The organism is Lachnoclostridium sp. An118 (genome assembly GCF_002160985.1).
Lineage (GTDB): Bacteria > Bacillota > Clostridia > Lachnospirales > Lachnospiraceae > Claveliimonas > Claveliimonas stercoravium.
This window is the reverse complement of record NZ_NFLQ01000010.1, coordinates 66,963-88,084: the sequence shown is the minus strand read 5'-3', so window position 1 is coordinate 88,084 and position 21,122 is coordinate 66,963. Positions and strand designations below refer to the sequence as shown.

General features: G+C 42.9%; 20 protein-coding genes. All 20 read right to left on the bottom strand.

The genetic code is table 11. The features are described 5' to 3' along the window. Positions 1-132: 132 nt before the first annotated feature. The 20 genes from B5E62_RS10160 to B5E62_RS10065 all read right to left on the bottom strand — a co-directional run bounded on the left by B5E62_RS10160 (position 133) and on the right by B5E62_RS10065 (position 21,120). Positions 133-3,003 (bottom strand): hypothetical protein, encoded by a 2,871-nt coding sequence (locus tag B5E62_RS10160; protein WP_087174458.1) that lies wholly within the window; start codon positions 3,001-3,003, stop codon positions 133-135. A 110-nt stretch (positions 3,004-3,113) separates the two neighbouring features. After that, complete coding sequence (locus tag B5E62_RS10155; RefSeq protein ID WP_087174457.1) at positions 3,114-4,151, bottom strand: tetratricopeptide repeat protein; 1,038 nt, start codon at positions 4,149-4,151, stop codon at positions 3,114-3,116. After that, positions 4,102-5,292, bottom strand: a complete 1,191-nt coding sequence (locus tag B5E62_RS10150; protein WP_087174456.1) for a toll/interleukin-1 receptor domain-containing protein — start codon at positions 5,290-5,292, stop codon at positions 4,102-4,104. The genes B5E62_RS10155 and B5E62_RS10150 overlap by 50 nt, the downstream gene beginning before the upstream one ends. Positions 5,293-5,418: 126 nt before the next feature. After that, positions 5,419-5,970: a hypothetical protein gene (locus B5E62_RS10145; protein ID WP_087174455.1), complete on the bottom strand. Its 552-nt coding sequence runs from the start codon at positions 5,968-5,970 to the stop codon at positions 5,419-5,421. 347 nt (positions 5,971-6,317) lie between these two features. Then, positions 6,318-7,694 carry an AAA family ATPase gene (locus B5E62_RS10140; RefSeq protein WP_087174454.1) on the bottom strand — a complete coding sequence of 459 codons (1,377 nt, stop codon included), beginning with the start codon at positions 7,692-7,694 and terminating at the stop codon, positions 6,318-6,320. A gap of 42 nt (positions 7,695-7,736) precedes the next feature. Further along, on the bottom strand, positions 7,737-8,405 hold the full coding sequence (locus B5E62_RS10135) for a YARHG domain-containing protein (RefSeq protein ID WP_087174453.1): 669 nt from the start codon (positions 8,403-8,405) through the stop codon (positions 7,737-7,739). 97 nt (positions 8,406-8,502) lie between these two features. Next, complete coding sequence (locus B5E62_RS10130) at positions 8,503-10,509, bottom strand: HesA/MoeB/ThiF family protein (protein WP_162610295.1); 2,007 nt, start codon at positions 10,507-10,509, stop codon at positions 8,503-8,505. Positions 10,510-10,520: 11 nt separating this feature from the next. Then, positions 10,521-10,973, bottom strand: a complete 453-nt coding sequence (locus B5E62_RS10125; protein WP_087174451.1) for a hypothetical protein — start codon at positions 10,971-10,973, stop codon at positions 10,521-10,523. Between the two features lie 12 nt (positions 10,974-10,985). Beyond that, a complete protein-coding gene (locus B5E62_RS10120) occupies positions 10,986-11,501 on the bottom strand; it encodes a hypothetical protein (protein WP_087174450.1) in 516 nt (171 codons plus the stop codon). 16 nt (positions 11,502-11,517) lie between these two features. Then, positions 11,518-11,736: a hypothetical protein gene (locus tag B5E62_RS10115; protein WP_143468844.1), complete on the bottom strand. Its 219-nt coding sequence runs from the start codon at positions 11,734-11,736 to the stop codon at positions 11,518-11,520. A gap of 5 nt (positions 11,737-11,741) precedes the next feature. Beyond that, positions 11,742-12,020 (bottom strand): hypothetical protein, encoded by a 279-nt coding sequence (locus B5E62_RS10110; RefSeq protein WP_087174448.1) that lies wholly within the window; start codon positions 12,018-12,020, stop codon positions 11,742-11,744. Positions 12,021-12,210: 190 nt separating this feature from the next. Continuing rightward, complete coding sequence (locus B5E62_RS10105) at positions 12,211-13,461, bottom strand: hypothetical protein (protein WP_087174447.1); 1,251 nt, start codon at positions 13,459-13,461, stop codon at positions 12,211-12,213. Positions 13,462-13,510: 49 nt separating this feature from the next. Beyond that, the gene (locus B5E62_RS10100) at positions 13,511-14,917 is read right to left on the bottom strand and encodes a type IV secretory system conjugative DNA transfer family protein (protein WP_087174446.1); all 1,407 of its coding nucleotides are present in this window, start codon (positions 14,915-14,917) and stop codon (positions 13,511-13,513) included. Positions 14,918-14,932: 15 nt separating this feature from the next. Further along, positions 14,933-16,213, bottom strand: a complete 1,281-nt coding sequence (locus tag B5E62_RS10095; protein ID WP_087174445.1) for a hypothetical protein — start codon at positions 16,211-16,213, stop codon at positions 14,933-14,935. Positions 16,214-16,218: 5 nt separating this feature from the next. Next, a complete protein-coding gene (locus B5E62_RS10090; RefSeq protein ID WP_087174444.1) occupies positions 16,219-16,524 on the bottom strand; it encodes a hypothetical protein in 306 nt (101 codons plus the stop codon). Positions 16,525-16,598: 74 nt separating this feature from the next. Continuing rightward, positions 16,599-16,877: a hypothetical protein gene (locus tag B5E62_RS10085; RefSeq protein ID WP_087174443.1), complete on the bottom strand. Its 279-nt coding sequence runs from the start codon at positions 16,875-16,877 to the stop codon at positions 16,599-16,601. 112 nt (positions 16,878-16,989) lie between these two features. After that, positions 16,990-17,847 (bottom strand): DarT1-associated NADAR antitoxin family protein, encoded by an 858-nt coding sequence (locus B5E62_RS10080; protein ID WP_087174442.1) that lies wholly within the window; start codon positions 17,845-17,847, stop codon positions 16,990-16,992. Between the two features lie 283 nt (positions 17,848-18,130). Beyond that, a complete protein-coding gene (locus B5E62_RS10075; RefSeq protein WP_087174441.1) occupies positions 18,131-18,409 on the bottom strand; it encodes a hypothetical protein in 279 nt (92 codons plus the stop codon). A gap of 59 nt (positions 18,410-18,468) precedes the next feature. Continuing rightward, the gene (locus B5E62_RS10070; protein WP_087174440.1) at positions 18,469-19,518 is read right to left on the bottom strand and encodes a toll/interleukin-1 receptor domain-containing protein; all 1,050 of its coding nucleotides are present in this window, start codon (positions 19,516-19,518) and stop codon (positions 18,469-18,471) included. 48 nt (positions 19,519-19,566) lie between these two features. Next, positions 19,567-21,120 (bottom strand): toll/interleukin-1 receptor domain-containing protein, encoded by a 1,554-nt coding sequence (locus B5E62_RS10065; protein ID WP_087174439.1) that lies wholly within the window; start codon positions 21,118-21,120, stop codon positions 19,567-19,569. Between the last annotated feature and the right edge of the window lie 2 nt (positions 21,121-21,122).

The following is a 21,122-nucleotide window of genomic DNA, read 5'->3' as shown; positions in this document are numbered from 1 at the left end:
GATTGGCGTTTTTAATCCGACTCTGAATGGCGAAACTCGCCCGACGCTAACACGGATGTCTTGCAGGAAACCATCGTGGCATTCATTCCGTTTAAAGCGATGATATCAATCTCATTTTTTACAGATTCACTTTCACCAATGATGGTCTGTTTGATTACTTCTGGCTTTTACATATTCACTGTATCCAAAGCAAGATGGCCCCTTTCGATCAAGCATTTCAATCAACTGTTGCTCCTGTGGAATATCTTCAGAATCCCAGGCAATCTTAACGCCGGTTTCCACATCATCATATTTTCCCGATTCACGCATCAGGTAATAGACAATCAACTCAAAAATCAGTCCCTGTGTTTTCATAAGTCTCATGGTGGCTGTATCGCGGAATGCAAAGGAAACCGTATCGTCATCCGAATTAATCTGCAGATTCTCTATGTATCTCCTCTGCTGAAGATCCTGCAAGAAAGCCATTTTCACCTTTCTATGTGCTTCCGTTTCACCGGGAGATATGATCGGCGCCTGCTGCACAAGGCGGCTGGAAACCTTCAAACCGCCATTCATTGGAATAAATTTTAATGACTTATACTGATCTTCTTCGGTTACCTGCCCCAGTTCAAACCGTCGTAGCAAATCTCCAATCTCTGGATTTATATATACAAAATCAACCGCAATTATGTTGCCTGCAATATTCCTCTCATAATCACGAATGATGTGATACGTCTGCAATTGTTCCAGCACATTGCCGATCATTGAATTTCGGAAGATAGCTTCGGGGAATGAACCTGTATAATGTAGTTCATCACCTTCCAGTTCCTGCTTTATTCCATCGCCGTAATTCGTGTCTTTTGCCGACTGAGAAAAGAATTTTGTAACTGCGGCCCAGGTATTGAAACTGCCAGAAGCCTTTCCATTGGCACATTTAAGATGCGTCGGCTCACAATATTTCTTAAACAATGCCATGATAGACTCATACTCACTGCTGTCATAAAGACCAGCATATTCATTGGCAATCCTTCCGCCCATAAGCTGGATATATTCCGCAAGCGAAAAATTCCTATTATCCAATCCAACACCAACATTTTTATCTGTCGAAAACGATACGATCCCCTTATTTTGCAGATACTGGACAGCATTGATATTTCCCGGATACTTTTCCATCAGTCGCCCGATAGCAAGAGCCGCATCATACCCCCGATTTGGCACACAATTAATGACGATATCATGATGTCCATACTTTATAAGTTGCTCCTCAAGGCAAGCAAATATCGACTCCACATCCATGGATGATAGTGTTATAAACTCCGGCATCGTATTCTTTCCACGACTCTCAAAATATTTTGCAATCGCCTTCTGGTATTTCCGGCTGTTGACTGCTTTCCCAATAAATATAGCATTCTGCGCACAGAAAAGCGTTGGAATGATTACATCATATGTAGATGTGGTCATTCCATCACTCAAAGTGATTACTGTTCCATACTTCTTCCCATACCAAAGCGCAAATGGCAACATTTCCACCAGCTGTTCATCCAGGCTGAAAAAATCCATCCTGGCATTTCTGATTTTAATCGTTGAAAGCATCTGGTCTACTTCTGTAAGGCGGTCTGCCTCCTCTGAGGAAATTGATAACGCATATTCCATTGCTACATCCAGAGACTTCTGATAAAGCACCAGAGAATTATCGTCATCATTGGCCAGTTTCGAAATCGCACGTCTCAGGTTGGAATACTCGGGACTACTGCCGGCAACATGATGAAGAACAGCTTCTATGTCAACCTGGCTGGATAGCTTTTTGGTGAGCTGATGTGCTCTCAAGCTGGCCCGGTCAAGTTCAGACGGATCGTTTACCGGGCATTTTTTTCTGATCCATAAATCATACTGATGATCAAAGTCATTTGTCAACGAAGCTTTCGTTCCACAATCACACAGACACATATGTAGGAGTCGCTGTTTATCCTGATGGGTATTACCATTTTGGTAAAGCAGTGTTTCCTCTTCCTCAGGTGTCGGTGCACGGAACCCGCGTGTTACGGTATATGCATTCCAGCGACGATGTTCCAAAGCAACCAGACTCCAGTAAAGCTTATTCTTCTTTCGGATAGCTTCCTTTAGTGTATCCACGGGATCCTTCTTTTTGTCCGCTTTTCTGCACATAGCCAGCTTTACCGGAATATGAACTGCAGATGCAAAGGAAGAATCCGCCGCGTACTTTGCACCGATAAAATTGGCTATGACGCTGATATCCCCAACCTCATAGTCCTTTGGAGACTCCACAAATTCGGCAATTCGGCTTTCCTCAAACTGATTATCCGCATCCTGTTTGTTAATGCGCTGGTCATATTTCATACTATAGCTAAAATTGATATTGCGGGCGATTTGATCAAGTTCTGTGCCAATCACAGATTCATTACCAAAGAAATGTACCTCGATGCCATTGTCCCGACCTTCATCCATCAGCATCTCCTGCTCATCTGTACTGATACTGTCAGAAAATTCGTTGAAGATATTGACAAGTACTCCGTGTTGCTGCTCTGCCGATTCTGCCTGTGCCTCAGAAATCTGCGTAATCAGTTCCGAAGCCGCCAGCCAGTTATATTCTGCATCACCCAGAGAGATGATAACATAATTATATCTATTAGCAGCAAAATCAAGCGGAGCCAGTCCGGCAGCATCCACTCCTTCTTCAACATCAATATCGACAAAACACAGATTCGCATAATGTTTCTGCTCCGCATATAATTTAAGCGCAGGCATATATGCTCCAGCCTTTGCAGAAAGGACCTGCTCCTTATAAGCTGCCGCATTCTGAGAAGCCACGGTGATATTCAGTTCCGTATCCAGTGCCTGACCGGCCCAGAATGCCGCCTTGAATGCCTCGTTTCCGGTCCATCCGGTTCCAAGGATCAGAACATTACTCTGCTTCTTGTTTCCTCTGGTTTCTGCATATTCGCAAATAGGTTTTTCATATAGAAGATCATAAATCCGCAGTCGGTATTCTCCTATCTTTGCCATAAGTTATTCCCTCATCTAATTCACATGGAAAACCAGATACGATGTTTGCTCTTCGAAAGTCTTAACGACATTCGCATAACGATTATCATTTAAATATTTAGCGCTTACTATTATTCATTCAACATCTTAACTATTTCCTTTAAAATTTTAGTTGCTTGGTCTATATCCACTGTATGAACTACTAATTGACAGACATCACTGGTATCCAATTCCATCACCGCTGTCAAACACTTTGCGTCCACGCAAAATCTATTCTGACAAATATCGAATTCTAACTCCGATTTTGATGTAAAGTCTATTAGCCAACGAATTTTATCAAATGAGTTTATCATTATCTCGTGTGATAGCAATTCTACGTCATCTTCTTCACAGCTTTTTAGAATTTGGGGACTGGTAATCAATTTTCTGGAGTATTTCTTTATAGTTGGTCTGAATTTTCCCACCTTAAGAAGCTCCGTTTCAATTTCCCACAAACTAATTATTGCAAATCTAGTTGCCTCCTCTGTTCTATTAACCGTAGTTTCATCTTCATACCCATGGTATACAGTGACATCGTTCCATTCCCTGCCGTAAAACACACCATTGTTCTGAATCGTCTCCAAAACTTCCTGATATAAAATTTTTGCTCTTAATAATTTGCCACGCTTTTGGCAAAAATCACCAAATTCACACAATGACGTCAGCAGATTTGTATATGTAATAGAGTTATATGTAGAATTTCCATCATTCAGCATACGATCAGTATCAACTGACTTTTTATAATACTCTTCTGCTATGTCATAATCTTCCAATGCATCATATGTCTTTGCCAGCAACAAACTTGCCACGCTCAAATACGTATATAGCTTACTTGGCTCTTGTTTCTCTAATGGTTCAACATATTTATAAAAAAGGAGTAGCGGCTCCAAAGCTTGTTTGAACATATTCTCATTCAAATAAAACTCACCATATTTTCTAAGACAATCAAGCAAGGGAATAAAGCAACTTTCAGTCGAATTTATCTCATATCTTTCCTTTAGAATCTTAATATATTCATCAAAAAGTCTCTTAGCCTCAACAATATCTTTATAAGATTCTTTATAAATTATGGGTTTGTTATCATCCTTTTTTTTTATACAATCGTTCAGACATTTCACCGTTGTCATCATTCAACTCTGAATTATCTTCTATCCCCTTCAAGTGATTCGCTTGAAAATATCTATTCATTACAGATTTCTCATACTCTCCAGTTTTAATTTCAATCAATTTTGTATACGCATCATGATATTTGTATTGTATAGCCTGATATAACAACCCGCATGCAATTTGCATATTACATTCAACATCATTGCCATCTATATATGCTGTTGCAAGCCTATAAAGATGACGTGGATATGAATCTATCTCTGGAACAGGAATTCCAGCATCAAATAAGATATCGGTAAATGAATCCCATTTTTGTATTCTATATATTTTTTCTACTCCATATAAGTCTCGTATGACCTTCAAATCGGTTTCTTCCATCATAATACCGATTATAGGCTTACCACATTCTTTTGCAAATGGCACTTCAACCCTTAACACATAGTTATTAGGTTCCAATAAGTGTGGGGTAATTACTAATATCACAGCAGAACATTTATCAATAATTCTCAGCAAATTATTATCGTAATTCTCCCCAGGCACAAGATAGGCATCATACCACAACTTTGTATCTACAAGAGATGATTCTTTGTGAATTCTATGCTGTAAATAATCAATGTATTTGCCATCAACCTTCCTATAACTGATAAAATATGTCTGAGAAAAAGATTCCATATTCCTGTTTGAGAGTTCGAACCACTGATTTTTCCTTTTTTCATGTAACGGGAGTCCTTTAATAAATTTTTCAATAGCATCAAATTTTAACGTTTGATTTTCATTATACTTAACAAAATGTATATGCCCATACTTCTGTTCAAATATCTGTTCCAAATTTTTGCCATCTAAAATTGGGAGAAACGGATATTTTTTTTCTATTATTATCGGAATCAGATCATCTCCAATTACATTTGATGTTAAGACCAGGAGTTCTGTTACAAAGCAGATTACTGCATCTACCTGATCAACTTCTTTCAGCAGTTGATTCTTGTCAGCAATTTCTAAATTAGTCTGCCATATTGTAATGTTTGTAAAGCGTTCCCAAATAAAATCCTTTAGTTTAGGAAGATAAAATGGAATTTGTTGAGGATGACATATTACCAAAACATTCCTGTTATTGTGTGATGGACAATTCCACTTTACATTAGGTATTAATTCAGTATATTTCATGTACTTCCCCCCTTCAAGTCTATGGTAGTGTCATTAATTTGCCTGAATTATTGAATTTCGACATACTTTTTTGATATGAAAAGTTTTAGCTGTTATATCCATTAAACCTTGTGAAAATAACCTAACCTATCGAATCACACTGTATGTTCTATTAAATTCACCTCTCTCAACGAAATTCCAGTCACAATCGGTTACATTGCCTGCATCATCATAAGAAATACTGTAGAAAACGATCATTGCATCCTCTGCTGCTGCCTCTGTGGTTCCCCATAGCTGCGCCGTATATCTTCTGTCTGAAGATGCCTTATCAATGACCAGTTCCTTCTTTTCTACCAGAAACATTACCTCTGGGCACATCTCAAGCTTCGCATCCCAGGCTGACAGAGGCTTCGGAAACTGCTCAAAAGTATCGCCTTCGATGTGTCTGTGATTCGCCTCAAAGTATTCCTTATCATTGGGATATGGACTGCCGGTACTGTCCAGCTTGATCCAGTCACCGACCATCGCTTTCTCTCCGCCGACAGCTCCGTTGACTGCCTCCTGCGAATGAATTTCATACCTGCCATCACCAAGATCACAGATCTTTCCATTCTGCACCAGTTCTTTTATCACAGTATTATCGCTTCCCAGCTGATAAGCCTTCACCAATTTGCCTTTATTCTTAATCACTTCATACATGATTTTCACCTCATAATGCTACAGTTTACATCAACCCTTGCTTTCTGTTTGCTTTAGGGGCTATGATTAAAGATTAACAGAGAAGCTGTTAACAGCTTTCTTTATTTTATCATAGAATCTTCCTATGAACCATTGCAAAATGCTGCCCGCCTCTCCGTTTTCTAAAGTTGTATAGTTACCTCCGTCCTGGGATTTACTCTGATCACCTCCTTCCCAAGAACGGAACTCGCTGTTATGCCGTTTTTTCGGATTTATTGTCGCTTTCCACCTCCTTTACCATGATTCCCTTCCCACTGAAACTGTCTTTCAAACTTTGAAACACATTTCTGATCAAATCATGCCTACTGTCAGGCCCCGACAGGAAGAACTGTCTCCTTCTCCGGTACAATCGTTATAACAATATTTTCGATATCACCTGACAGTAAAACCTTGTGGCCTTTGTATCGACCAATATTACGATCATACACAGTTGCTGCTGTGATTGCCTCTCTCACAGCGTCCCTGACGCCCCTGGCGCCATAATTGCTATGCTGTTCCTTCAGTTGCACCATCAGTTCCTCGTCCATATGCTCAAGTTCCATCTCGTAATTCTGCAGCTCTTCCACCACAAATTTGCTGACAATGTCTGTAAGCGCATCTGCAGGAAGCTCACGGAAAGCCAGACAGTTCGTAATCTTGCCGGCGATTTCCGGATGACCGCATGCCTTAGCGAGAGTGTTTCTGCAAATCTCCTTCTTTCGGAATGCTGACGCCTCTTCATAAGCCTTCATATCTACCGGAATATTACTGGTGATAACAAAGATCACATGGCTCAGGTCAATATCCGGTGAATTGTCCGCAAGGTGAACCACACCGCTGGAAAAGCATTCCATAAGCCCGGTATAGATGCGATCCGTTGCCTTCTCAATCTCGTCCAGCAGGAAAACCTGGTATGGATTGGAGCGGACAGGCTCAAACACTGTAGGATCCTTATAGCCTACATAGGAAGGTGGGGATCCGAAAAATCTGTTGACCGAATGCTCGCCAATGAACTCGTTGAGGGCAATTTGGTGGAACCCATAAGCCTGTCCTGTCAGCTTCTCCAGTGCTCCTGGAAGAGCTTTTCCAACCTCTGTTTTGCCAACACCGGTCGGACCAAAGAGAACTATAACCTCAACCTCCGGCTTTTTTCTACGAAGATTTGCTGAAATCAGTTCACTGATCTTTTTGATAGCTTCGTCCTGCCCGTAAATATCACGCTTCAGTTCCGCAGCCAATTCATCCGGCCAGACCGTTTTTGTCTGCTTCTTCTGCTCAAGTTCACGAACTTTATCTTTATCCACAATGCATTTTAGACTATCTGCATTTGTCTTGTTCTCACTCGCCTGCGGCAAAGATCTTGCAGATTTCATCGGATTCTCCTCAGATTCCTGCGGTTTTTCCAACACTGTATAACTCCACACCTGATTGGTATTACAAATCGTTACAGTTCCACCGTCCTCCTCCGGTTTGAATTCGATAACCATATCTACAGCCGGAATGTCCTGCGGCAGGCTCACACGTGCTGTCTCCATACAGGTTTTATCAGCAAAGTTAATGTGGTAAATCTCCATCTCCTTTTTCCCGCTGATTCCCTGAATCATTTTCTTCAGTCCACTTTTACCGCTCATCAAAATGACAGAAGTCAAATGAACACGGTCTTCATCGAAACCAATTACGATACAGTCTTTATCTGAATATCTCACGTGAGATTCCCCCTTTCATTTTGATAAGTCCATTTCCTGCATCTACCGATATTTGCATAACAGTTCAACGTTTGCCTTCTCATATGCATTAAATTCATTAGCGATTTCTTCATCGGACTTACCGAGTACCGGCTCATACCAGTCCTGTGCACTGAAATAGTCAATATTCTCCTGTGTATGGAACTCACGTCCATGCTTCGCATATATCTCATTGATAATCATCTGAATCTCATCGCGGCTGTAGCCTTTAATATCTGATACCTCTAGGTATCGATCCGCACTATCCGGCATTAGATAAAGTGCTGATGCCGAATCCTCTTCTGATGTCGTTGCTTCATCATCTGAATCCGTATCCTCAGCATTCATGTAGTTGGTGATGGCCTGCTCTTCCGAAGATACATGAGAACGGTTGTAAAAAAATGCTCCGATAAACAAGATAATTACAGCACAGGCAATAACAGCCTTCCACGGAAAGCCTGCATGGACAGTTGTACCAGCCGTGCCAGTAGTATGAATCACATTGCCTGCATTACCTGTTGTCCTGCCGTTTCCGGCTGCTGTCTGCGGACGATATGTCCTGGTTGTCCTTGCTGTCCCCTGATTTCTCTGGGTCCTGCGATCAGCTTCCGCCTGAGACACATTGTCCAGTGTGGTTCTTCCGGTCCTATCATCTTTATAGTATCGTTTTCCATTAATCAGTACATAACTCATTAGAGATACCTCCTGCCCTTTGATGATTTAAGGATAAACTCTTCTGCTCATTTCATCATCAGGCGGCTTTTGTTCCTGCCGAAACTACGTTTGAAACTTATGCCACAGTATTACATCTGATATCTGAAGATGGTTTCTCTGCTCCGCAATAGGAACAGGATCCATTTTTCTGCGCCGGTCCGGACTTCCAGGTAAACGGCCTGCGCTCGGCCTCTGTACCAAACAGATGCATGTACGGATTAACATCCTGATCCATCGGATAATTTAGTAGCACCGTACACTGATTGATGTATGGAAGCAGCTTTGCCTCATATCCTTCCTCATTCTCCATCAGAAGATCAATGGCCAGCTTTGCTTCAAAGATTGCAGTAAGCTGAATATCCAGATACATCCCCGGCTGGAAATGAAGCTTCTCAAGCTCTGTCTCCGTCGCATAGAAACGTCTGCGCACCACCTGATTGGTGTAATCGACACCCTTATCCTCACCATAGGCACAGGTGTAGCATGCCATGCCGGAATTCGGTTTGTACCAGAACACTTCTCCTGTGGAGGCTCTCGGACCACAGCCTGCATCGATCATTGGAATGCCGTATTTATCTGCCAGCTCGTTACAAACATATCCGCAATGACGATTATCAGCACAGCAAAGGATAATGGAATCCTTCCAAATCACCTTCTCAAGTTCGGCAGGATCCACGTGCTGGATCAGATCCCTAAAGGTATAAACCCTGCAGTTTGGATTGATGTCAGCAGCTCTCTCCTTAAAACAGTCAACCTTATAGCGACCCACATCGTGGATACCGCATTCGTGACGGCAGACATTGTGATAAGCAAGGATGTCATTGTCAGCTACGATCAGAGAACCAATCCCTGCCCTTACCAGTTCCAGGCCAACCTTGAAACCACCGGATCCGGTACCGGAAATGATGGCCTGCTTTGCTGCCATTCTGTCCTGCTCTACAATTCCCTGGTTTCTGGAAAATACATCCTGGCGTGTGGAGTAATAATCCATATTGATCTCTGCTCCGGAATTATCTCTGACAGAGATTTCTGCCTGCTCTTCATTCCAGACAATGGAAAGACCAAACTGACCGGAAATGTCACCGTCTTCTCTCTCTGTGTACTCTTTTCTGACCGCCATACCCAAGGCCTTCGCATCTGTTCTTGCATCGTATAGCACATCCTGTATGATGTTATACGTTTTGGTCTCTGGGTGGTAATAGCCCCAAAGTTCACCCTCATAACGCTGCTTCCGGTACTCTTCCGGTATAAGAACCGTGTATGGTCTGAGCGCCTCCTGCATCTTTTCAAAGTCCATGAAGGCTTCCTCAGATGTTCCTTTCTCTGCGGTATTGTCCACAAAAGTAACTTCTGCAGTTTCGGCCTTAACCGGTTCTGTTTCGGCCGATACCGCTGCCGTCTGTAATGCATTTGCTGTTCTGTTATCCATACATTTTCCCTCCTCTGAGTGTCCTCTGAACAAATTGGACAATCTTGTGCGCATTGATCCTTTATCTTCGGCTGATGCAAGCATTCTACGCACTGCTTTTTTGGTCGCCCTTCTTGCGGCTTCATTGCGTTCCACAGTTTCTTTAAGTCTGTGCAAATCAATACGAGGCATGGCCGCTCTGACTGCCTTATCATTGATTTCATACTCTGCTTCTGTCTCGTTGCCATTCTCATCGATATACCAGAACTTAATCCGGAATTCAGGGTCGATGAAGATGAGTCCGTTTACAACCCCGCCAAACTGCTGTGCAAGTTTGATGTTGGCCGGATAATCACCAGGGCTGAAATGCAGGTACCCATCCGGATGTCTGTGAACTTGAGATACTGTCAGCCTACCATTTGAGAAGTCATAATATTCGCTGAGACGTGTTGACAAATGATCGGCATAGACATGATCCTTCTCACACATTGTTGGAGTATATGTGGCGTTAATTCCGCTGTCCGATACCATGTCAAAAAAGAAGTCATTTCCGATGCGGATACCCGGCATCTGGATAATGCTTTCGTTGCCGGGGTGCCGCCCCGCTTCGAGCAGCATCCCCCTATAGGTATTGCAGGTAATATAAACACGATACTTTCCCTTACTCTGAAACATAGACACCTCCATTATCTGTCGCGGTCAACACCGGTCTTTTCCCATACACAGTACACATCAATCCAACGAAGCACTCTGGTCATGGCCGTATAGCCATTCACGGAAGCAGGATCCGTAGTTCTTACCTGACAGATGTAAGGAAGACCCATCGTGGAATCAGAGATAAGATGATGGAATCCCGGCTTCAGCTTTGTCATAGGGTACACTTTGATCGAGCCGCCAAAAAGGCCATCGGCATCTCTGCCCGGGTGATCATGCTCGTATACCACATGGAATACAAAGGTTCGCCAGCGCTGATCCGGTGCCGGCTTAACCGGCAGGGTCACATCCACACAGAATCTGTGCTTGTTGTCATAACTAAACATCATCTTCATGTTTGGATGATTATACTCGCGCATAAACTTCAGGAAAGCATCTTTTTCAAACTGCAGTAAAGCGCCATTCTCTTTTTCGTACCAGTACATTTGCATCTCTCCTTATCGTGCATAGTTCGTCTCAGGTGCCGTATTGATTACCGGGGTGCTGGAATTCTGCGACTGACTTGCAGGCACCACCATACAATTACTGAATACAAACGCTTCAACATCTGCAGTTCCATTTGTCTGGTCTTCGAACTGGTCATAATTAGGCTCATGGTCTATCCAAATGTCAGGACTCGTAGAGTTCTCCGCCTGAATGGCAGGTTCTATTCTTCCATTGTGATATACGAATGTCTCTACATCCATAGTTTCATTTGCCTGAGACACGAGCTGGCCAAAATTAGGCTCATTGGCAGTCCTAATGACAGGAGTCGTAGAATTCTCTGCCTGGTTTGCAGGTACAACTTCGCCATTTCTGAATACAAATGCCTCTACGTCCACAGTGCCTGCTGCCTGATCCTCAAGCTGGCCATAGTTCTTATATCTTTCGGTTCTGATTATATCCATATGCTTTTCCTCCTTGTCAAAACCTGTATATCTATTAAAGTTACCATTCATTACAGATGCATTCATTGTGCAATTCTCCCTTCTATCTAAACAAAGATCTGATGATGTAGCCGATGGCAAATACCATAATCACTATCGGCATGACCGCATTGATCCATGCCCAGGTATTATTAGCAAATGCCGTAACGATAAACTCCTTATATTTGATACAGCTGACCACCACCAGCAGCACTCCTGCTATGGCCCAGCCGATCAGGAACCGTTTGATCACGGTCCATACTGTAATTGCCTGATAATCCATGTGTGTCACCACCCCCAAAAGTTCCTACGCAGCTTCCACTTCAGCCGCATGGTAAAATAAACAACAACTGCAATCACAATCAGGATTGGAAAGCCGGAGGACAACAGATTAGCCATGAAAATGGCAATCCGCGCAGTCACTGCTCCAAAATTGGCAATGATACTAAAAGCTGCCAGTCCGGAAAGCACGAAGCAGACAATCAGCGTAATGGTTACACCGGACATGGTGCGGACTCCGGTTCCTCGGTAGCTTTCCTGTTCAAAGATATTTCCTGCACGTCTCATATGCTCGTCACCTCCCTCGGTTCTGTATTTGTATATGACGCCATCTTCCCGACCTCCCTTCGTTTGTTGTTAAGCCTATTGTAAGATCTGGAATCCATTTCTTATAGGTGTACCTGATACCGAAATTGAAACTTAAATTTCAGCTTTTTGAAACTATTTTCTCGTCTGACAATAGGGCACATCAACAGCATCACATCACAACTGGAACCCCTGCCACAGCAGGCAGGAAGTCCGATGTGCGGATCAGATAGACATTCGCATTCGCTGTAGTCTTAACTGCCAGATAATCAGATGTTCCTCCAAAAAGTCCCGGTCTCGCATACATATCCTGACTCCGGACACGAAGACGTTCTTCGGTCTGTGGCTGCCAGTGTACTGCACGCTTGAACGACACGAGGATATGCGGTGTATCTCCGGTAACCGGTGCCGGATAATGATACTGATAAGAGCCGAACAGATCACGGGAAAGATCATCCGTTGCAGCCGGTGTACCATGATGGAAAAGCACCACATTCGGAAAATCCAGTTCTGCATTACCGTGCATTGCTTCTCTGACATTTTGCGAAACCATCATCAGTTCAATTTTCCCCTGACGTCTGGACTGCATAAGGTACTTCATTAATTCATCATTTTCATCCACAAACTGCATTTCATCGAGGATGATACGGATTCGCGGGACTCGTTTCAGGGTATGGAATATTTCTTCCTTCAGATAGGAGTTGAAAATATTCTGATTACAAGAGCATACGTACATGGCCATCCCCGACAAGTTCCCCTTCGCTCCGCTTTGAAAGTTATATTTCGTATCGCTGCCGGGGGTATAGATATCTTCAAATATCTCTTCCATGCGTTCAAAGAGTCTGCGAAGTACAATGCCCGCTTCATGATTAGCGCAAATATTATCGGCAATCACATTGGAGAAACCTGACTGCAGAGCAAATTCAGAGATAAAATCATCATCCTCATTCAGGAGCTTTACGATGGCCGGCAGGGATACCGGATACTTTGCGGCAACGACATTCAGAACGGCGGCAGCATATATCATCACCTGGTCGGTCAGAATGCCATAGCCCATCTCTTCCGCCGTCATACGGACAAAGCGAAGAATCTGCTGTGCAGACATGCCATAAAATGGATGATAGTTCTTATCCGCAGGATATGATGTCATAACGCAATCCATCTCATGTGCATTTATTTTCTGCTGTATAGCCGTCATCAGCCCCGGATGACTGGTGAGCAGGATTGTAGGCATGTCATTTTTCTCCAGACCGCAGCAGAACAAATCCAGCACCATTGCCTGATTCCCAGCCTCAACTCCGCTGATCAGAAGATCGCCGTGAATATTGCGGAAAAAAGATGCGCTGTCAACACGCCCCTCGAACACACGTCTTGCTGCATTCATACGCTCACATTCATTGATAATCATTCCCTTATTACTCATAGTTTCACTTCCTTCCTGCCGAATTCATATATGAATCAGGCATTCTAATTTAACCGTACAACGGCATCGTAAACAGGAACGGATCTTCACCTGCAAGTGACACCACTGCCTCACCGTTCTTCAGCTTCAACAAGTTCCAGTCTTCCACCGTATGACCGGCTCGCTGGATATTGAGATTTATCTGCTGTGCGGAAATGCTGAAGTTCTGGTAATTCTCGCCCAGGCGATTAATAACAAACTGTCTGGTATCATAATCGTTCAATCTGAACGCCACCATGTTCTGAAAAGACGACAGGATGTTCCTTGCGCCAGCCTCCCCATATTGCTCCTCAAGTCCGCACGTATTCTGCAGTCCGCACATCATCCTGACTCCCAGAGAACGACCGAAATTTAAACTGTCTGACAAATGCTCGAGCCTTGGGAGGAGGAGCATTTCGTCTAACAGAAAGTACTTATTGGTTTTCACCTGCTGTCTTCCACCCAGTGCGTTAGCAAGAGCTCTGTCGATGAGAGTGCCATACATAGGGGCAAGCAGTCTACCTTTACGCAGGTCATACTCAATAAAGACAACTTTCTTCTTTCCGCTGTATATGATATCCCTCATAGAGAATTCTCTTGCCAGATCAGCCTGTGCAAACGGACCGACAAACATCTTCTTCAACACGGAACCAATATAAGAGTTCACGCCCTGTGTCTGGTTTCCCTTTCCTGAGATATAGTCAATGCAGCTGCGCTGATCAGACATATAATCCAAGCTGAGAATCTTCTTAAGATCCTCATTGGTACTGTGAGTAAAGAAATTGATAAATTCTTTGTTGTTCAGTTTCGACTGATCAGAACGCCAGTAAGTCTTCATGAAATAAATCATAACCGCCGCAACAACCTGCTCAGCCATCGCAGGGAAAACAGGCTGTGTCTCACTCTGCATGGACTGAAACAGCTGTTCACAAAGTTCCAGTGCATCTTCGTCGGATTCCGGCGTATAGACCAGTTTTCCATCATTTCCCCGTGGCATTACTTCTGCAAAGATATTATGGTAAGAAGTAACCCTGCGATATGCATCGCCATTGCCGATAACAACCTTCATACTGTCCGGAATTCTGCTTCCGAAAGTCTCCAGATAATCACCCTTCGTATCGAAAATAATAATCACATCTGTCGGCTGCATGGTTGCAAGCATACGATCCAGTGTCATATTAAAGAAATTTGTCTTACCAGTGCCGGGTGCCCCAAGAGCCAATAAGCCATAGGCAAGCATATCTCTGCTCAAACCGAACAACTTCTGAGTCTTCGGATCCTGAAATGCAACAAACGGACTTCGTGATTTATCCGCTGTCCATACAGGAACCGGAATGTCTCCGACGCTCTGCCCTAAGATGGTCTTCGTGTACATGCCACTGTTTCTTTCTTGATTGCTGCCTGTCCCGATTCGTTTCTGTCCAAAATCATATGCCATAGGCTGACCCTCCTTTTAAATATCCATTCCATCGTCAACGCCATCTCCGTCATTATCTACACCACCGAAGTCATCGTCACCGATGCCACCTCCACTTACTCCAGAATCTACGGCACCAGTATCCCCGGCAGAAATGGCAGTCGCATCCAATGCATTGGCGTCTGTCTGAATTCCATTGGATCCAATGGACTGGGTGCCTTCGTTCATGCTTACACCGGCAGTGGTTTGCATCCCCTGTGATTCCTGAAACTCCTGAACCGCATCAATATACTTCTCACTCATCTCCGCAGTGGACTTAATTGCTTCTTCTTTCGACATAGTCGGATCATTTATTGCATGCTCATAATAAGCATTCACTGAATTTCTGAGAGCTGCATTGTACTCTTCAAGACTTACCGGTTTGTTTGGATCAAATGACATCTTCGTATCCTCCTTCGCTGACAAATTATTTACCTGTGTAATCTGCTGTTGAAGGCTTTTGTGGGTTGCAATCATCTCAGCCTTCACTGCTGCTTCCGTATTCTTATCTACCGGAACGTTAGTACCAAAATACTGGTTCTGAAGGGTTTGATTAAGATCCCGAACAAAATTTGGATTCTGAAACCGCTCTATTGCTTCCCTTTCCGTTGCGTGATAGCCTGTGGATTCTACTGATTTGGCATATGCTTCGAACGACGGTTCTGTACCGTATTTCTCTGTAAGTCCTCTCAGTATTGCCGCTGTCCTCTCTTCTGCGCCAAGGAATGCGTCTCGTTCCGTTGATTGGAAGTAATAACAGTAATATCCATTTGCAGTCTCACCGATCAGATACTGGCTGCCCAGCTGATATCTTCCATCCTGCAGGACAGCACTAGATGTAAAGCTGTTTGCCTGATACTCAGCTGTCTTTTGGGCATCCTCAATAGTTATCGTCCCATCGATGATCTGATCCTGAAAACAATGGGTGTTTTCATGCAAAACTGTGTTCAGAGACTGAACGTTGTAATCACTGATTGAATGCTGAATTGTCTGTCCGTTATATTCAAAGAACTGCGTACCATTGACAGCCATATTCCGGTTTACATTGATTACGCCGTTGGCCGCATTGCCGCTCTCGTTTGCCGGTAAATCTGCGAAACGTACTTCTGGCGCACCAACTTCACCCTTCTCAAGAGCATCACGGTTCACAGTCTCCTGAAGAAGATCCAACTTCTCGTTCTCCTCAAGCTTGCTGTAGGTCGATTCGCGGAACATGGCATAGAGCTGATCATTACTCAGATTCCCATACCGGGTGGGATGTACTCCATATGCTCCCATCCAGTCTACCTCCGCATATTCCAGATTTTCAGCTCAGCGATTCCTGTGTTACCCTTATCTAGTTCGGTCATAACCTCCATGGCTTTCAGAAAATCCCTGTTCTTCCAGATTGCGAGAATCATCGGCAGCGAATACTGACCGATGTAAATATCAGTCAGTTTCTGCCCTTTTGCCCACTCCTCTAAATTCTGAGTCAATGCAGGGGGACAGTTTTCCAACGCCTGCATGGCTCTATCCTGCGCTACCTCTTGTGTAAATCCATATTCCAGACGGATTCTATCCGTCAATTGTGTTACATCGCGGTTTTTCATATCACACCACTCCTCTGTCTCACTGCTGATTTTATCAGCATTTTAATTGATGACGGCATTGCGCTAACACCTCCTTATGCCGCCATTTCATCTTCATAAACTATAGAATCGACACTAACCAGAATGTCCTTACCTTCTCTGGCCGGCTTTCTGATACTGCACATTACCTTTGTGCCAACCGGAAGTCTTCCAGTCCAGTAACCGAATGCCGGAACGAGTTCCTTGCGATCATCAAAGTCATTTTCAATATTCAAGTCGATGTACAAACCTGATCTGCTCTGTCCTTTTACGATGCCGGGCACAGAATCCCGTAAGTTGACCATTGCTTCTTCGTTGTATCCGAAATCCCACATAACTTTTTCCTCCCTGAATCTGTGTTGTTTTTTGTTCTGATATAACTATCTCACCAACCGAGAGTTTCATCACTCCCAGTTGGAATCAGTCTTAGAAATAGCTTTTGAAACTTTACCCGTATCTGAGATCCAGATAATTGTCATCCTCTTTGCGATTTGTCAGCATGCCGCAATGTTCCGCATAATAGGTTTCCACATCAGCCTTACGGAATCTGCAGGGCACAACCTCGGAGAACAGCTTAACCTTTTCCTTGTAAAGGAGTTGTACATGCTCATAGGCCTGAGGACCCGCAGCCTTTCCATCCGCCTGTGTCCGAAAAAGTTTCAAATAAGATTTGTAATCTCTGACCTCATCAATCACCTCTGCTCTGACCAACCCTACAAAGATAGCTGCAGATCTCGCTTGGCAGTTCAGCGATTTAGTTGCCAGATCTGTAAAACAGGTGAATTTCTCCGCCAAAAGTTGTTCTTTCACCCCTTTGTTCTCCGGTTCCAAAAGGGCGTTCAGATATAGGAAATCGTAGAACTGAGATATATGCCAGGCAGGTGCATAAAATGCCATGCCATCAAACTCATACCTGTACGAATGCATTCCTTCCGAAACCGCCTTCACAAGCTTCTTACACTCCCTTCCCGGAAGGAACAGATAATCTGGAAACGGACCTACCGTCTTTACACCATCACTGTAGATACGAGAAGATTGGAACGCGCTCTCCACTGTCGTCAGCCCCCTCTGCGTTCTTTTGCTCAGGTTCATTGCGCTAAGCTTTGATCCAAGAGACATCAGACTCGTGGAAGAAATCTCAAGCACCTTCTCCTCCGGATAAGTCATCAAAAAATTCTGGTGAAGACCGATCTGACACTTGCGCTTTTGGCTCATCGCAAAGCCTGCAAACCAATCGATATTTACATGAACCTCTTCAAAAAACGGATACTCCATCTTACTGATGAAAACACTCTTCTCAGCCATAAGCCTCTCCTTTCCGAGTAAAATGCTCACTCACCAAAGCCCTGTTGTTTGATTTGAAATAAGTATCCCATGAAAACCGTGTTTCCTCATCGTCAAAGAATTTCCAGCATGGAAACTAAAAATAAAAAATTTGAAACATCTCGCAAAATATCAAGCATCAAAAAAAGAGCCATAGATAGTGTTGCTGTAATAGCAACACTGTCCGCGACTCCCTAATCTGTCGGATATCTGCTTATTCATTTTCCGCTGTTTTTCCGAAGTGTTCCGACATCTGTCATAGCAATTATACGCAGCTTTGTATCCATCTACAGATTCCTTCCACTTTCTCTGCCGGAAATATACCCAGCCTTGACGCATCCTTGTTACATAACCACTCCCTTATGCGTTCCAAAAGCCACTCTCGTCCGCAAAAATATTTCTGCTGAATCCTGTCTTTTTTTACAAAAGATAAATCCGGATGTAATTTTTCCTTCAGGAATTCCTTTTCTTCTGCATAGTGCGCTGTTTCGGAACTTTCTATGATATCTATAATCTCATTAAGCTTATATAAAACAACCGCCATGTTCCATTCTTCTAGCCTCCCTTTAAATCAATAAAATTTACTGTCATGACATGGAGTCGTTACAATCTGCAGTTATCGGGCAATGCTTCAATGACCTTGCTTTCAAACACCCCAAAATCAGTTCCATAAATCAGTTTCTGATCCCGGCTTAATTCATCCTCTATAGTCTCATCAAACCGTGCCCCATCCATAGACACACATATAATCGGCACCTCAAAATTATTAGCTGTTGTTATCTCAATCGTAACTGCAGTAGATTTAACTGCATCTTTTGAAGAAAACAGCAATATACATTCCGAAGATTTGATTCGATCCTTGAGCATCAAACGCCAGTTTTGTCCACCCGTGATTCCTTCGTCATACCAGATTCGGAACCCGTTTCTTTGAAGCATCCCCAGAACCGGATACACCTGATCTCTATTTTTATGACTATAACTGACAAAGATATATGGTTCAGGTCCTACATAAGGTAGCTGCACATACTTTTGTTTATTCAACACCAGTTCCATCTTTTTTCGCCGCTTTATGATCTGCTCAAACTGGCTCTCCAAAGCATGATAATTAAAAACCGTGTCTTCCCCTGTGTATACAACCATTTCATCAAACAGCTGAAAGTCATCCAGATATATCTTCTGCATCTTCTTTCCAGCTAAGATTCTTGCAATGCATTCCGTTTCTGTTATACCCGGCTGAGCTTCAATCAGTTTCTCATAGCAGTGATCATCAACGAACAAATTAATCAGCGTCACATAATCACCGTAAGCCTTCTTCAATTGCTCTATAAATTCTATTGCCGAAGCACCAATAGTCAGAATGCAGTCATTCACTCCATGGATAGCATCCATAATCTGATGCTGATTAAAACCCACTGCGACACCATTAAGCCCGTACTTAAAATCACATTTTCTATATTCTTCTCCTGTCACATAAACCTTATCGTTGAACCAGTCCTTATATACTCCCTCAGGATTTTTATACTGATTTGCAGATATCGGCGAATCATCAACTATCAAATTATATTTTCTTATAACATCAAATCCTTTATTCTGAAGAATTTCGCGACTTCGAAAACCAACTTCCAGAGTTCCCCCGAACAGTATAAACAACATAATACTATATCCTTTCTTGTTTCCAACTATATATGGCGGCTAAAATAATCACGCTTCATGGCTCCCACTATTCCACAGATAATCGAACTCATTTGAATACAACTTGTATGTATTATCTAATGCTTCTATAATAATCTGGCAATCTTGATCAGGGTAAGGATTTCCATATGTATAATAAGAGACTTTCATAAGCCCATTTTCTACACCAATGATATTATAGTATCTTCTCATTAGAGGGACTTCTGCAATATGAATGGACACCAGCTCTGGATAATTCTTAGAAAGTTCTATCCAATTCACAGCATTTTGATCGTACCCATAATATTTTCTAAGATTATGCCTCATATGTTTGGCGGTCTCCTCCACCGTCTCTTTTTCATTGACGATAACCCTCATCTTTATCCCTTTATCAAGAATATGTGATAAAAGTTCGACCACATCTGAATTAAGATGCCATTCTGAACCTCCGCGAAAAAACATATCTATTTGCTGAACATCCGTAATACGACTCATCCCTTCCGTAAAAAAGGTAACGGTGTCAGTTGTCTTATGTTTTCTCATCGGAGGATTCATTCCATCTTCATCGAATGCAACTGCCCGATTCCATAGATAATCAAATTCCATCCGATAAAGTTCGAAGTATGCTGAATCCCGATGAAAAATCGGCTGATAGTTTTTATCCATTCTGGCATTCCCATATGTATAATATTTCACATTGACCGTATCTTTACGCACATCTTTCATATGGAAAGAGTAATACCGTCGCAATATCGGAATATCTACAATTCGAATTTCAACCGTATCCGGATATTCATTACTCAATTCCTCCCAATACTGAATACACTCTTCAAATATCATATAACGCTTACGCTTATGGCGCATATGTTTCGCCACTATTTCCGATACATCCGGGTAATTCAACAATACCCTAAGATGAATTCCTTTATCTAGAATCGTGTATAGCTGATCATTTTTCTCTATGCTCGTAAACCACTCTGCACCGGCATGAAAGGCCATGTCAACGCTTTCAACATTCTCACTGTTCGCAATGGCATCACCAAAATATTTCTCAGTGGAAACAAACTCATTTTCTATCATTGGCTCTTCTTTGTTTGCCATAGCTACACTTGCGTTAATTCCGTTGGTCGGTACTAAATGCAACTTTTCCTGCGGCATATAACTAATAATTTTATCAATCATAGCTGGCAAGTATTCGTGAGAACCCGAAACACCATTCATATGCTCAAGACCTTGGAATTCCTCAGGAAATTCCGCGCTCCACTTCCTCGGCCATTTAAAACCATCATACATCACAGGAATGATCACTTTATTACAGCGCACCGCTTCCACAATTTCTTGACGCACCCAGTCATCCTCATTTTTGCACCTGGTCAGAGCATTCTTCGGAAGAATCAAAATAAACGTATGCGCCTCACGTATTGCAATCAAAATTTTCTCATCAAACTTTCCTGATCTCAACTCTTCCAGATCAAAAAAGCACTGGACTCCCCGATCCTTTAATCTGTCATAAATTACCTGAGCCATTAGAAAGCCATTTTCCCGTCTATAACTAATAAATGCATCGTAATGAGTTTCAGCCATTA